15 protein-coding genes are annotated in these 12,236 nt (G+C 63.7%); all 15 read right to left on the reverse strand.

The features are described 5' to 3' along the window. Nucleotides 1–8 precede the first annotated feature (8 nt). Entirely contained in the window at nucleotides 9–656 is a 648-nt protein-coding gene (locus BM009_RS06470) for an NUDIX domain-containing protein (protein ID WP_093294848.1), read from the reverse strand. Then, a complete protein-coding gene (gene thyX / locus BM009_RS06475) occupies nucleotides 656–1,552 on the reverse strand; it encodes an FAD-dependent thymidylate synthase (protein WP_093294849.1) in 897 nt (298 codons plus the stop codon). Before thyX ends, BM009_RS06470 begins: the two co-directional genes overlap by 1 nt. Nucleotides 1,553–1,710: 158 nt before the next feature. Beyond that, nucleotides 1,711–2,664, reverse strand: coding sequence for a ribonucleotide-diphosphate reductase subunit beta (locus tag BM009_RS06480; protein WP_175487926.1), 954 nt, complete (start codon nucleotides 2,662–2,664; stop codon nucleotides 1,711–1,713). A gap of 1 nt (nucleotide 2,665) precedes the next feature. After that, nucleotides 2,666–2,791, reverse strand: a complete 126-nt coding sequence (locus BM009_RS23120) for a hypothetical protein (protein WP_302847357.1) — start codon at nucleotides 2,789–2,791, stop codon at nucleotides 2,666–2,668. An 11-nt stretch (nucleotides 2,792–2,802) separates the two neighbouring features. Further along, entirely contained in the window at nucleotides 2,803–3,399 is a 597-nt protein-coding gene (locus BM009_RS06485) for a class I SAM-dependent methyltransferase (RefSeq protein ID WP_139216563.1), read from the reverse strand. 32 nt (nucleotides 3,400–3,431) lie between these two features. Continuing rightward, complete coding sequence (locus tag BM009_RS06490; protein ID WP_093294854.1) at nucleotides 3,432–3,695, reverse strand: hypothetical protein; 264 nt, start codon at nucleotides 3,693–3,695, stop codon at nucleotides 3,432–3,434. A gap of 61 nt (nucleotides 3,696–3,756) precedes the next feature. Next, on the reverse strand, nucleotides 3,757–5,790 hold the full coding sequence (locus tag BM009_RS06495) for a ribonucleoside-diphosphate reductase subunit alpha (protein WP_093294855.1): 2,034 nt from the start codon (nucleotides 5,788–5,790) through the stop codon (nucleotides 3,757–3,759). Nucleotides 5,791–5,862: 72 nt separating this feature from the next. Then, nucleotides 5,863–6,471, reverse strand: coding sequence for a crossover junction endodeoxyribonuclease RuvC (locus BM009_RS06500; protein WP_175487927.1), 609 nt, complete (start codon nucleotides 6,469–6,471; stop codon nucleotides 5,863–5,865). 139 nt (nucleotides 6,472–6,610) lie between these two features. After that, a complete protein-coding gene (locus BM009_RS06505) occupies nucleotides 6,611–7,156 on the reverse strand; it encodes a hypothetical protein (RefSeq protein WP_093294858.1) in 546 nt (181 codons plus the stop codon). A gap of 10 nt (nucleotides 7,157–7,166) precedes the next feature. Continuing rightward, the gene (locus BM009_RS06510) at nucleotides 7,167–9,143 is read right to left on the reverse strand and encodes an AAA family ATPase (RefSeq protein ID WP_175487928.1); all 1,977 of its coding nucleotides are present in this window, start codon (nucleotides 9,141–9,143) and stop codon (nucleotides 7,167–7,169) included. 175 nt (nucleotides 9,144–9,318) lie between these two features. Beyond that, nucleotides 9,319–10,374, reverse strand: coding sequence for a metallophosphoesterase (locus BM009_RS22160; protein ID WP_139216564.1), 1,056 nt, complete (start codon nucleotides 10,372–10,374; stop codon nucleotides 9,319–9,321). 12 nt (nucleotides 10,375–10,386) lie between these two features. Continuing rightward, nucleotides 10,387–10,884 (reverse strand): hypothetical protein, encoded by a 498-nt coding sequence (locus BM009_RS06515; RefSeq protein WP_093294862.1) that lies wholly within the window; start codon nucleotides 10,882–10,884, stop codon nucleotides 10,387–10,389. A 9-nt stretch (nucleotides 10,885–10,893) separates the two neighbouring features. Continuing rightward, on the reverse strand, nucleotides 10,894–11,133 hold the full coding sequence (locus tag BM009_RS06520) for a hypothetical protein (RefSeq protein ID WP_093294863.1): 240 nt from the start codon (nucleotides 11,131–11,133) through the stop codon (nucleotides 10,894–10,896). 143 nt (nucleotides 11,134–11,276) lie between these two features. Beyond that, complete coding sequence (locus BM009_RS22165) at nucleotides 11,277–11,639, reverse strand: hypothetical protein (RefSeq protein WP_175487929.1); 363 nt, start codon at nucleotides 11,637–11,639, stop codon at nucleotides 11,277–11,279. Further along, the gene (locus tag BM009_RS06530) at nucleotides 11,587–12,198 is read right to left on the reverse strand and encodes a hypothetical protein (RefSeq protein ID WP_093294866.1); all 612 of its coding nucleotides are present in this window, start codon (nucleotides 12,196–12,198) and stop codon (nucleotides 11,587–11,589) included. The genes BM009_RS22165 and BM009_RS06530 overlap by 53 nt, the downstream gene beginning before the upstream one ends. Nucleotides 12,199–12,236: the final 38 nt, after the last annotated feature.

A 12,236-nucleotide genomic window follows, 5' to 3' on the forward strand; every position in this document is an offset into this window, starting at 1 on the left:
CGCTCCAGTTAAAATGGGTGCCGGAGGACGAGGTCCGTCCAGGTTTCCAGCGTGATGTCGCCGGCCGCCGCGCCGAGAACGAGGGCCTGCGGCGCCGCCCATCGCGCGTTCTCGATCACGTCCTCGAACTTGGCAGGATCAATGCCCGGCAAAGCCTGGACGTCGATAACGGCCACAAGGCCGACGTGCACCTTGTCAACATCGGACGCCGCCGAGCTGATCACCGCCGCCCAGTTGCACAAGCCCGCGCGCTGTTCGTCGGAAAGGCGCAGCAAGCTGATGCCGAGCTCTTCCTCGAGCTCGCGGATGCAGGCGGTCTGCATCGTAGCGCGAAGATCGATGACGCCATCTGCGTCATAGACCGCGTCGCTTCCGTCGACATGGCCCCCGAACCCGATCGACGCTTTCGCATGCAGCCGAGCGTCGCCTCCGCTGGCGCCGCGCTGATAGACCAGCACGTTCTTGCCATCACGGATCACGATGTAGGGGATCGGCTGAACGAAGTCGAAATCCACTTCCAGCTTCGGCCGCGGCCCGATCCACACCTCGCCTTCTGCGAAGATATGGCCCACGTCGTCCGGTTGGTGACTGATACCGAAGCCCAGATCACCAAGCGAAGCTGCACGGATCGCGATAATATGCGCGATCTTGGACATCAGAAGTTCCCCTTCTCGGCCATGATGCTGCTGATGCCGTCTTCGCCGACCATCGCAACGAAGTCCGAGAAGAACTGCGGCGCATGGGAGCGGGCGGACTCGAGGATCACCGGCGCCAGGCGACGGATTTCGAGGTCGGCAGGCTCAGCGCCGCGGATCGAAAGAATGTGGCGGAGCGAGCGAAGGTTGGCGGTGAAGATCAGTCGCGTCTCGGCGGCATTGGGAAGAAGCGACCGGGCTGCCTCGTTCGCGCGCTTCTTCAGCGACACGATGGCATTCTCCTTCGCGCCGGCGGCCTGCATTGCGCGCAGGCGGGCGACGAACTGCTCCTGCAGCGCGACATATTCACGCAGGGAGTTGTTGCACGAACGGCGGAAGATCGTGAGTTCGGGATCGGCCTCGAGTTCCTCGGGCGTCATGCCCTCCAGGTGGTAGGCGAGGAGCGGCGGCAAGACGAAGCGAATGTTCTTCGCATCGACATAGCGCTGGCTCTCTTGGCTGTAGGCGACTCCGACGCGGTGACGCAAAAGTTCGTGGGTCAGGGATCGCGAGACGCCGGAGATCAGGAAGCAAAGGCTGACATGCTCGTAGATCGAGCCGTGCCGCTGCTCCTTGATATTCAAATGATAGGCGGTCGAGTCGCGACCCTTCTCGAATGAATTGTAGCACTGGCGGCCAGCAAACTCGGCGATGTCATCACCGTTGCCGCCAAACTCGGCGTCGGGCACTGCGAAGGTGCGGCCCATGATTCCGCCGATGGGCGACGCGGCATTTGCGGCGGCATCTTCGACGTCGAGCTGGCTGACGGCGTCTTCCAGGCCAGAAAGACTGAAAACGGTTCCGGCGAACTTGGAAACGGCCGGATTGAATACGATTTTATCCATCGAAATGGGCATGAGCTTGTTTGACCCCTATGCTCTCTACTTGCGACTCGTGTGTGTCACTGCGCACAACCTCTGTAAGAAGCTTCGACAGGTAACGCAAACAAAAATGTGTCGGGCAACACGGTTTTCACCAGTGTTGCCCGACACATGCAGGACGCAAATGATACGGTCTAGAACGCTTCGCCCCACTCGCCTTCGGTTGCTGCGCGGCTGTAAGCCGTGCCCTGCTGCTCGAAGAAATTGGCGTGCTCGACGCCCGAAGCCTGGGTGTCGAACCACGGCAGATACTTGGCGTCGTCGTAGATGGGGAGCTCGCCGAGCTGCCGGAGGCGGATGTTCGCGACGTTACGGATATGGGCCTTGAACTCGTCCTTGGCGACGCCCGGCATATCGCCGTGCTGGTGCACCAAGTCGATGAAGGCGTCCTCCATCCGCACCGATTCACGGCACGTCTCGATGTTCTTGCGGGACAGCCGCTCGCGGTCGATCTCACCAGCCTTCTCGCGCAGGTAGGTGTGATAGAGCCACATGATGCCTTCGCAATGCAGGCTCTCGTCCCGGACCGACCAGCTGACGATCTGACCCATGCCCTTCATCAGGTTGTGTCGCGGCAGGTTGAGCAGCATCGCGAAGCTGGCGAAGAGCATCAGACCCTCGCCGAAGCCGGACACGCCTGCGAGCGACGCGGCCACCTCTTCGGGATTGTTCGGGTTGAAGCTGTGCATCCAGTCATGCTTCGCCTTCATCTCGGTGTAGTCGAGGAAGGCATGATACTCGCTCTCGGGCAGGCCGAGCGTGGTCATGAGGTGGCTGTAAGCGTCGATGTGCACCGTCTCCATGTTGGAGAAGGCGCTCAGCATCATCTGCACCTCGGTGGGCAGGAAGATGGTCTGGTAGAGCTTGTGGTAGCACTTGTGGACGTCAATGTCGGCCTGGACGAACATGCGGAAGATCCACGTCAGCGTGTCGCGCAGTTTCGGATCCAGCTTGGCCCAGTCACGGACGTCCTGACCCATCGGCACCTCGGCCGCGAGCCAATGCACCTGCTGCTGTCGCTTCCAGAACTCATAGGCCTGCGGGTACTGGAACGGTCGGTATGCCTTGCTCGGGAGGATTAGGGACATGTCAGTGGCTCCCCAGGTACTGGGCGAGCGAAACGCCGACATAGACGAACGTGCCGAGCGTCAGGACGCCGGCAATCCCGCATGCGACGAACGCCGCGGCCATGCCGAACTTGAAGGATTTGGGCACTGTTGCTCCTGTTAGTTGATGGCGGCCCTGATCGGCCGCGCATTGTTGGGGTGGATGTATCGGATGGGGGCGAGGGTGCCGGCGGGCTTCGCCCAGTCCCAGACGAACCAGGCGTAGCTGTGCCGCGGCGAGCCCTTCGAACCTTCTATGAAGCGCGGGCGCTTGGTGACGCACACCTTCATTGCGTATGCCGGGTGGCCTTCGAACAGATCGGGCCGGTCCTCGGAGCTCATATCCCACTCGTTGCGCAGGAACATGGCCACCGATCCGCCGCGGGGCCGCATCAGCTCCAGCGCCTTCCGCACGAACGCCTCCGCTAGATCAGCGAACGGCGGATTGGTGATGATCATATTGACCCCGCGGGGCGTCACGTCCGCACGCAGGAAGTCGATGCCGCCGCGCCCATAGCCGCGATCATGCAGATCGGTGCTGTAGACGCTGGCGGTGGTCACCTTGAGGAGCCGCTTGCTGATGTGGCCCTCGCCGCAAGCCGGCTCCCATATGACGCGCTTCGACAGGTCGACGAAGTGAGCGAGGCAGTCGACGTTCTCCGGCGGCGTGGGGTAAAAGTCCCCCTCGCGTCGCTCGTAGACCACCTGGCCCAGCATAGCGCCGTCCCGGTGCGCTGCCTCGCTCAGCATCAGCTCTGCGCCGCCAGATCGGCGTTGAAGCGGTCGACGATCTTGAGGGCGTCGGTGCGGTTCGAGAGCGCAACGTGCATGCTGCGTTTGACGCCGCGCGAGCGCGCAGTCGGTTGCGGCGTGATGTGGGGATTGCTCACCGCGCCGGCCGCATCGACGATATCGAAGCTGTGATGATTGTGGTCACGGATCGACCAGGGGCCAGTGCCCGGCAGCTCGACGTGTCCCAACCCCTCGATGAGAGTTGCGGGCAGATCAGTCATATGATTCTCTCTCTGTTGGTGCGCGTGTGCGTTAAGACACACACGCGCACAGATCAAGCGTTTACTGGCAGGACTCGCAGACCGGCTCGTCGATGTAGACGGGGCCGGCTGGCGCTGCCTCGATGTGGGCCTGCGGCATCTCGCCGGCCTGATTGCCGATCGCCATCGCCTTCGAGGCGGACTTCGACCGGAGGTAGTAGAGGCTCTTCACGCCCTGCTCGTAGGCATAGCGATGGATCTCCACGAGGTCCTTCTTGTGCACCGTCGACGGCAGATAGATGTTCAGCGACTGCGACTGGCAGATGAACGGCGTCCGCATCGCGTGATGCTTCACCACCCAACGCTGGTCGATCTCGAAGGCGGTCTTGTAGTTCGCCTTCTCGAGACGGCAGAAGTAGGCGAGGTGCTGCACCGAGCCGTCATTGACGGTGATCGATGCCCACTGCGCCTCTACCCACTCTTGCTCGCTTTGCTCTTCGACGCCGCGGAACATGGGCTGCTCGCGCAGCAGCACCGCGACCGTCTTGTTGGCGGCTGCCAGGCTGTCACGCAGCTGGTGGTAGCGCCGACGCAGCTGGGCATCGAGGTACTTGTTCCGCACATTGAACGAGCCGGAAAGCGTCTTCTGGGTGTAGCTGTTCGCCGGGATCGGCTCGCCGCAGGCGCTGGCGCCGCCGCAGATGATCGAGATCGAAGCCGTGGGGGCGATCGAGAAGCGGTTCGTCAGGCGCCGCGGCTTGACGGACGGGTCGAGCTGGCGGGCGTCCGCGGAGTCAGGGTTCTCGCCGCGCTCGCGGACGAGCTGCTCATCGGCTTCGTCGGCCTCGGCCTTCATGAACTCCCAGAAGCTCATGTTCTCCTTCTCGGCCGCGACGCTCTCGAAGGGGATCTCCTTCGACTGGAGGTAGCTGTGGAAGCCCATCATGCCCAGGCCGACCGAGCGCTCGCGCATCGCCGAGTAGCGGGCTCGCTCGAAGCCCACCATGCCGGCGGTCTGCGCGATGAACTCGGTGAGCACGTTGTCGAGGAAGCGCAGGACGTTCAGCACGAGCTTCTTCTCGCCGCGCCACTGATCCCAGGTTTCCATGTTCATGGACGAGAGGCAGCACACCGCGGTGCGCCAGTTGCCGAGGTGATCCTCGCCGGTGGGCAGCGTGATCTCGGAGCACAGGTTGGACTGCACGACCTTCAGGCCGAGCACCTTTTGGATCTCGGGGAGCATGCTGTTCACACGGTCCGAGAAGACGATGTACGGCTCGCCCAGCTCAAGGCGCGCGGTCACCAGCTTGATGAACAGCGCACGGGCATCGACCGTCTTGATGACGGCGCCGGTCTTGGGGCTCTTCAGCTCCCAGACACGCTCTTCCTGCGTTTCGAGCCATACCTTGTCCATGAAGGCGTCGGGCACCATCACGCCGTGGTGGATGTTGTGCGCCTTGCGCCGCTGATCGCCGCCCTGGTGCCGGCGGATGTCGATGAACTCTTCGATCTCCGGGTGGGCGAGGTCGAGGTAGACGGCCGCCGAGCCGCGGCGCAGCGAGCCCTGGCTGATCGCCTCGGTCTGAGCGTCCTGCCAGCGGACGAACGGAACGATGCCGCTGGTGGTGCCGGTGATCGAGCCGCCAATGGGCTCGTCGATCGAGCGCACGTCGCCCCAGAACGTGCCGATGCCGCCGCCCATCGCCGCGAGCCAGATGTTCTCGTGCACGCCCTGGGCGATCGACGTCATGCTGTCGCCGATGCGGTTGAGGAAGCAGCTGATCGTCAGGCCGCGCTTGGTGCCGCTGTTCGAAAGGATCGGCGTTGCCGGCATGAAGTAGAGGCGCGAGATGGCGTCATACATGACCTGGGCGTGGCCGGTCTTCTCGCCGCGCACGACTTCATCGGAGTTGGCGCAGGCGACGCGGGCGAACAGATCCTGGTAGCTCTCGCCCGGCAGGAGGTAGCGGTCGCGCAGGGTCGCCTTGCCGAACTCGGTCAGCAGTGCGTCGCGGCTGTCGTCGATGGTGATCGACACGAGGGCGCTGGCCTCGGTCGGGTAATGGTAGACGCGAGTGGTCGCGCCCGGCGCTTGCGTGTCCGCAGCATCCGTCATGAAGGGGTTACTCCTAGGGTTGAACGTCGAGGGGATTGTATCAGACGTGTGTGTGTCGGTCGACACATTGCATTAAGAAATAAGAGCCGCCATCATCCCCGCGAGCTGACGGAATTGTTCGCTGGCGATCGCCGCCTGCACGCCGGAGATGGCGTCGGCCTGGTGCTCCATGTCCTTGAGGATGTAGCCGCCGCGGTGCTCGATCTCGAACTCGTTCTTCCGGGGACCGACTCCCCACTCGACCGGACTGTCCGTGCGTTCGGTGAGGGCCAGCGCCCAGCGCATGATGTCCTCCTTGTCGGCAGTCTTCGAGCCTACCGAAGCCATCTTCACCTCAGCCGGGCTGACCTCGATCAGCGGAATGGTGAGCGATGCGAGAATGCCGATCGCGATACCGAACGCGCTCGCTGCGTTCGCGCTCTGACCGCCAGACGGTACCTCAGCAGCACCAACCCTGATCTGGTGCTGTGCGATCACCTCGCGCAGCTTGACCGCGTGAGCGCGTGCGCGGTGCATCTTGTCGCTCGAACTGCGAACCTGCTTGTTCTTGGTCTTCTCGGTCTTGATGGTGCTCATCTCGAGGACGCGGATGATCTTCCGGGTCTCCGTGCACACCTCGCACACCGCATAGCCGGTGTGCGTGAGGCTGGGATCGATGCCCAGCATTCGAATGATTGTCACTGCTTCCTCTTGAGCGCGAGGTGAGGGCAGCCGCCGGAATACAGGCGGCAGTTAAGCGGCGTCTTCGTCCCGCCGGCTGCGTGGTGCGTCTTGGCGGCCTCGACGATGCGTGCGGGTGCGCCGCAAGGGGCGCAGCTCATCAGAACTGGCCCCATAGGGGGTTGGATTGATCGATGCTGTTCGTCACCTGCTCTTTCTTATCCTGCTGGGCGACCACAAAGCCCTCTGAGAGGATCTTGTGCATCGCCGCGTTCTTCTTGATCGCATCGACCACGGCTGCCTGGATGTCGGCGACCTTGGCGCCGTCCAGGTAACTCTCGACCCGCTCAGCCAGGTCGCCGAAGCAGTTGATGATGTCATCCCAGGCCAGCTCGATCCATTCGACCGGACCCTTGTCGCAGACCCATTCGCCGTCGACCGGCATGACGAAGATGAGCCCGTCGCGTTTGCCGAGCCGGATCTCCTTCGCGTTGACGCGCGTACCGGTCGGCACGCTATGCCGGCGGTACCCCTTCTCCTTCACAGCGCACGCGCAGAGGATCGGGAGCTCGACAGGGTAGGGGCCGTGGACACTCGCCCGGGCGAAGGCCGCGGCCAGCTTGACCAAATCCTTCACCGTCGAGGTATTTGCGGCCTTGGAGATCATGTCGGCGGTCACCTGGACCGCCGGTGCTTTCTTGCTCATTGTGCCTCGTTCAGATGATGCTGACGCTTGCCCGGCCGCCCGACTTCTCCACCTGGATCGTCTTGCGCGCGTAGGCCGCGATGTCGTTGTGGCTGATGACCAGGACAGTGCCGCGGTCGCGGGCCTTCTCTTCGAGCACGCCCATGAGGCGTTCGAGGCCGGCTGCGTCGAGTGCGTCGTCGATCTCGTCGCCCAACCAAAGCTCAAGGCTCTTGGTCGCCCGGGTTGCGACGAGATCCTGGAGCGCGAGCGCGCATGCGAGCCGCGCCTTGCGCTTCTCGCCGCCCGACAGGTTGTTGAAGCTCGGCGCGCTGCCCGGCTTCTCCACCGTCACCGAGAACTTCTCGACCAGCTGGCCCTTCTTCGTCTCGGAAAGCGTGGTCCAGAATGCATCGATCGCGCCGTCCGACAGGCTGCCGAGATAGTGTGCGGTCCGCTCGTTGAGGAAGGGCGTTGCCTCGTCCAAGCGATGGGCACGGACGCCGGCAGGCGCGAAGACGCCAGCAACAGCCTCGGCGTAACCAAGCTCTTCGGCCGCCTTCAGCAAAGACCCCTTGGACTTTTCGAGCTCGGCGGCGCGCGCGACGACCGTGTCGTCGGCATCCTTCAGCATCTTGTTGAATGGGTTCTCGGCCGCAGCCTCATCCTTCCAACGCTTGCCGATGGTTTGGGCAGCGACGCGCAGGCGCTCGACTTCGGTTCGCGCCGCCTGGGCGATCTGAAGCTCGCGCTGCAGATTCTTCAGGCGAGCGCCCTCGGCTGACACGTCGGTCATGCTGGCGCGATGATCGTCCAGATCCTTCTGGGCGGCGGTGACCGCACGCTCGAATGCAGCGACCTTCGACTTGGCGGCGTCACGGTGAGCGATGCACTTGTCTCGGTCGGCCCTCTGCGCCTTGAGCTTGGTCTCGGCGTTGGCGATCGCGTCGGCGAGATGCTCCTCCTCCAGCGGACGACCGCAATCATCGCACGGCTGCCCCACGCCGTTCTTGGTCCGCTCCAGCGCCGCTTCCGCCGCGGAAACGGATCGATCAGCTGCCGCGGCAGTCGTTTCTTCGGACGCCAACCGGCGCTGGATTTGCGCAAGCGCCGACTGCGCCTGCGTAAGGTCGGCCGCGAGGTCACGCTCGCGCGCGACTTCGGACTGCACGGCTTCGATCTTCTCCTGCGCATCGACGATGTCTTCGCGGACCTTCTTCAGGCCATCATCGTCGAGCTCGGCCTTCGCCGTCTGGAACGCCTTCACAGCGGCGCCGGTCTGCGTCTTGAGCCCAGCGATCTTCGTGACCTGATCGGTGTCCCATTGTGTCTTCTGGTCGTTCAGACGCTCTACAGACGCGAGCGCGTCGCGGTGACGCTCGGTTGCTCGGTCGAATGCGATTTGCGCTTGTGCGCGCGTCTCAGCGACCTTGCGCATGCGTTCGCGCGCGATCTCATACGCCCCGGCGAGCACGTCAACGCCGGCGGCCTGCTCCACGAGGAGCTTCAGCTGACGGTCCGTCATGCGGGGGATGTCGGGCATCATTTCCTGCCCCGAGTAGACAGCGGCGTTGAACACTTCCTCGGAGCAGCCGAGCAAGCGCTCGATCGCCTTCTGGGTGAGGGCAGTGGTCCCCTTCGTCGCGTCAATCCATTCGCCGGTCGCGGCGTCATGGTGCGCGAGGTTGAGGCTATTCTTGCCCTTCGGGTGCTTCCGGTAGCGGGTGACCCGCCAGAAATCGCCGTCGTCATCGATGGTGATCGACACGAGGGCGCCCTTGCCGACGATGGTATTGACGATGTCGTCGCCCGAGACGCCGCGCGCCGTCGAGCCCCACAGGCACCAGCTGATCGCATCGCCGATGGAGCTCTTGCCAGATCCGTTGCTGTCGGCGCTGGTCTCGTCGTTGTTGATGCCCGAGATGTGCGCCAGGCCGAGCGTGTCGAGGCTCAGCTTAGCCTCGCCGATCGCGAGCACGTTCTCGATCTGAACGTCGGTGAATTTCATCGCGTTTCCTTCTCGATAAGGGAGGCTACCCGCTTCGTGATGCCTGGTTTGCCCTTCAGGCTTTGGAGGAGCGCCCTGCGGTTCCTGCGTGGGCTGGGATTGATGACCGGGCAGAACTCCGGCTCCCAGGTGTGATGGTGGCTGCCGCCGCAGCACGGGCAGGGCGGAACCTCCATCACTCAGCTCCGACCATGCGGGCTTCGCGCAGCACATCCAGCGCATCGACGGCGATCCGCTTCTTGGACAGCTTGCCGGCGTCCAGGTGCTTTGCGACGTAGGAGGCGACGGACACCTCGAGTGTGACATTCTTCGTGCCAGTCGACTGTCCACGCGTGACTTCGCGCTTCTTGGAGCTGTGATCCACCCAGGCGAGCGCTCCAGCCTGCTTCAGCGCTTCGCGAGCGCTGGTGAGGGTGTCAGCGTCAGCATCCTTGAGACGAAGGCGCACATAGTTGCCGTTGACCGCGTCGACATCGATCTCGGCGACATCGTCGATATTGACGAACTTCGGCGCCAGGCTTTCGTGAAACTCGACGCTGGTCGGGTCGACGATGAGGAAGCCGGCGAGGGTGCCGGGATCGCTCCAGGTCTGATGCGTCGTTGCACCGATCGAATAGACGCCGGGAGCCGGCTGCTGGTGGTGGTGGTAGTGCCCGATGAATACGCGGCGATAGCCCCACGCCTTCACCTCGGCCGGGTCGAGCCCGTGGTCGGGCAGGCCTTTGATGACGCCGTTCAGCGGCGCGTGAATGATGAGATCGCGCTCCGGGTCGGCACTGGCCTTGCAGACCTCCCGGAGCTCGTTCAGGTCCTCGATCCAGGGGACCATCATCACCTGCTCATCGTCGGCGGTGTCGATCAGGGTGGAGTTGGTGACCGCGGTGAAGCCGTCGAGCTCGTCGAGCGCCTGCATGGCGTTGCCGAGCGCCGAGGCGTGCTTCCCCTTGAGATCGTGGTTGCCCGCGAGCGCCCAAACGGACACGCCCTTAGCGATGATCCGCTTGAAGCAGGCGATGACGGGGTTCTGGACCTCGGGGTCGATCTTGCCGCGGACGTGGTAAAGATCGCCGCCGAGGAACAGATCCTTGCCTCCGGCCGCCAGCACCGCGTCAGCGCTACGCTCGAGTTCGCCCAGGATGATTGCCAGGCGGGTGTTCACGCCGTCCGCGTTGGTGGTAGCGAAAGCGGACCATTCGTGCGCGTGCTGGTCGCTGCTGAGGCCGTAGGGCATAGGATCCGATCCTTAATTCGCGAGAGTGTCGAGTGCGGCTTCGGCGCCTTCCACAGCGGCCAGCGCATCGGTGGCGTCGTTACGCGCGATGTAGGAGGCGTGCTTCAGCTGCTCCGCTGCCGCGCGGAGGCAGTCGGTGACCGAGGTATTGCCGCGCATGGCAAAGCCATCTGCCTCTCCGTTCAGGGCCGCAGCGCGGGCGTCCATTTCCTGCGCGAAATCGAACATGGCCTCGACGCTTTCCTCGGTTTCGTCGATCAAGCCCTCGAGCTCGGCGGCGGCTGCCTCATTCTGCTCGGCGGCCCAGGCGGCTTCCTTTGCCACAGCCTCTTCACGTTCCTGCTGAGCCTGCCGTTCCTTGATCGCAACGGCGAGAGCGGCGGCCATCGGATGGCCGCTAGTCCGAACGAACTCGTTCGCCTGGTCGGCCGGCGTCGCGGCGGTCTTCGCTTCATCGTGGATGGCGCGGCACGCGCGTTCGGCGCGGGCGAAGCTCGAATGGTAGTTCATGGGCAATCCTTACTGCTGGGCGGCCGACTGGCGTTCGCGACGGGCGATCTCCCGCGCGTCGCTATGCGGGTCGAGTGTGTGTCGGTTGGCACGCGACATGCGACCGAAGGCACCGGCGGGGACGCGTGCGAGCGACTTTTGCAGGCGCGTGGGTGCCGCGAACTGCTCGTTGAGCTTCTTGCCGGCGAGCTTCGCCTTGTGCGCCTCGAGGCGCTCGGCTTTGGTGGCGTTGTGCGGGAGGCGAGCCATCAGCGGCAGGCCTCCACGGTCTTGGCGATCGTGAGCGCGATCAGCCCCCAGATCCCCAGATTGAAGAGCGCCGCGACCGTAATCCACTGGCGCACACTCAGAACGTCGATATTCATTGCTGACCTTTCGTCGGTGTGTGTTGTTTAACACTCGACCTTGTTAGCGGTGCGTTTGCGCTTGCGCAAGCTGGGACCAAGAAATTTATTCGTGTAGCGCGTATACGGAAGCACCCGGTGCGCGCGGCCGCGATAGTCGGCCTTCGTGCGGTAAAGCTCGGCGTCATCGAAGTCATCGATCGGCGTCAGAAAGATCCGGCGCTGCTCCTCGACGACGACCATCACAACGGAGACGTTGTGCTGTGGCGCGCGGCGGAGCAGCTCTCGATCAACGCCGATGCCTGCTTCGCCTCTCTCGATCGCTTCGGCGATTGACTTCGACCGGCCGCGCCAGATGTCACGCCCCTTCTGCTCCACGATCAGGAAGCGCGTCCCGCTGGGCGTCTCCATGATCTTGCCCTGCACCCTGGGCGCCACTTTCAGCAGCCCGATCCGCTTCATGCCCTGCGAGATAGGTCTCAGCATCTTCGACAGAGAGGCGTTGAAGGTAAATGGCGGTAATGCGGGTTTTTTCGTTGATGATGCGGGGGCCATAGTTCTGTCTCTGCCATTGCAGGAGCGCGCGCGCCGCTTCGTAGCTGGGCTTCTCCTGCATGAGGTGGTTCATGGATGCGTGCACGGCGAGGATCTCGGCGATCGGGCCGGCGAAGAGAGCCTTGACGCGGCTGTAGCCGAACACCGTTTGCTTTTTGGCGTCGTAGAGGGCGATGACCTGGTCAATGCGCAGGCGCTGGGTCCACGCGACGCCCACGCGCACGGTGTTGGCGAACCGATTGAGGCCGGTCTCGTCCTGGAAGGGGATGGCGGGCACGAATATCGCGCAAGCCGTGCGGCGCTGCAGTTGGCACACGTCGTTGACCGCGCAGTGGTCGCACGGGAGCTTGCCGGCGCCGGACGTATAGGTATCGTCGGGGCGACGCTTCAGCTGTCGTGTGTCCGTGTCGATCAAGTATCATCTCCATAAAAGAGCGCTCGCAAAGTGGTTAG

Origin of the sequence: Sphingomonas sp. NFR04, from assembly GCF_900114095.1 — a bacterium.
Lineage (GTDB): Bacteria > Pseudomonadota > Alphaproteobacteria > Sphingomonadales > Sphingomonadaceae > Sphingomonas.

Coding starts and splice junctions, on each gene's coding strand:
- BM009_RS06470 (WP_093294848.1), bottom strand. CDS start 656: ATGTCCAAGATCGCGCATATTATCGCGATCCGTGCAGCTTCGCTTGGT.
- thyX (WP_093294849.1), bottom strand. CDS start 1,552: ATGCCCATTTCGATGGATAAAATCGTATTCAATCCGGCCGTTTCCAAG.
- BM009_RS06480 (WP_175487926.1), bottom strand. CDS start 2,664: ATGTCCCTAATCCTCCCGAGCAAGGCATACCGACCGTTCCAGTACCCG.
- BM009_RS06485 (WP_139216563.1), bottom strand. CDS start 3,399: ATGCTGGGCCAGGTGGTCTACGAGCGACGCGAGGGGGACTTTTACCCC.
- BM009_RS06490 (WP_093294854.1), bottom strand. CDS start 3,695: ATGACTGATCTGCCCGCAACTCTCATCGAGGGGTTGGGACACGTCGAG.
- BM009_RS06495 (WP_093294855.1), bottom strand. CDS start 5,790: ATGACGGATGCTGCGGACACGCAAGCGCCGGGCGCGACCACTCGCGTC.
- BM009_RS06505 (WP_093294858.1), bottom strand. CDS start 7,156: ATGAGCAAGAAAGCACCGGCGGTCCAGGTGACCGCCGACATGATCTCC.
- BM009_RS06510 (WP_175487928.1), bottom strand. CDS start 9,143: ATGAAATTCACCGACGTTCAGATCGAGAACGTGCTCGCGATCGGCGAG.
- BM009_RS22160 (WP_139216564.1), bottom strand. CDS start 10,374: ATGCCCTACGGCCTCAGCAGCGACCAGCACGCGCACGAATGGTCCGCT.
- BM009_RS06515 (WP_093294862.1), bottom strand. CDS start 10,884: ATGAACTACCATTCGAGCTTCGCCCGCGCCGAACGCGCGTGCCGCGCC.
- BM009_RS06520 (WP_093294863.1), bottom strand. CDS start 11,133: ATGGCTCGCCTCCCGCACAACGCCACCAAAGCCGAGCGCCTCGAGGCG.
- BM009_RS22165 (WP_175487929.1), bottom strand. CDS start 11,639: ATGGAGACGCCCAGCGGGACGCGCTTCCTGATCGTGGAGCAGAAGGGG.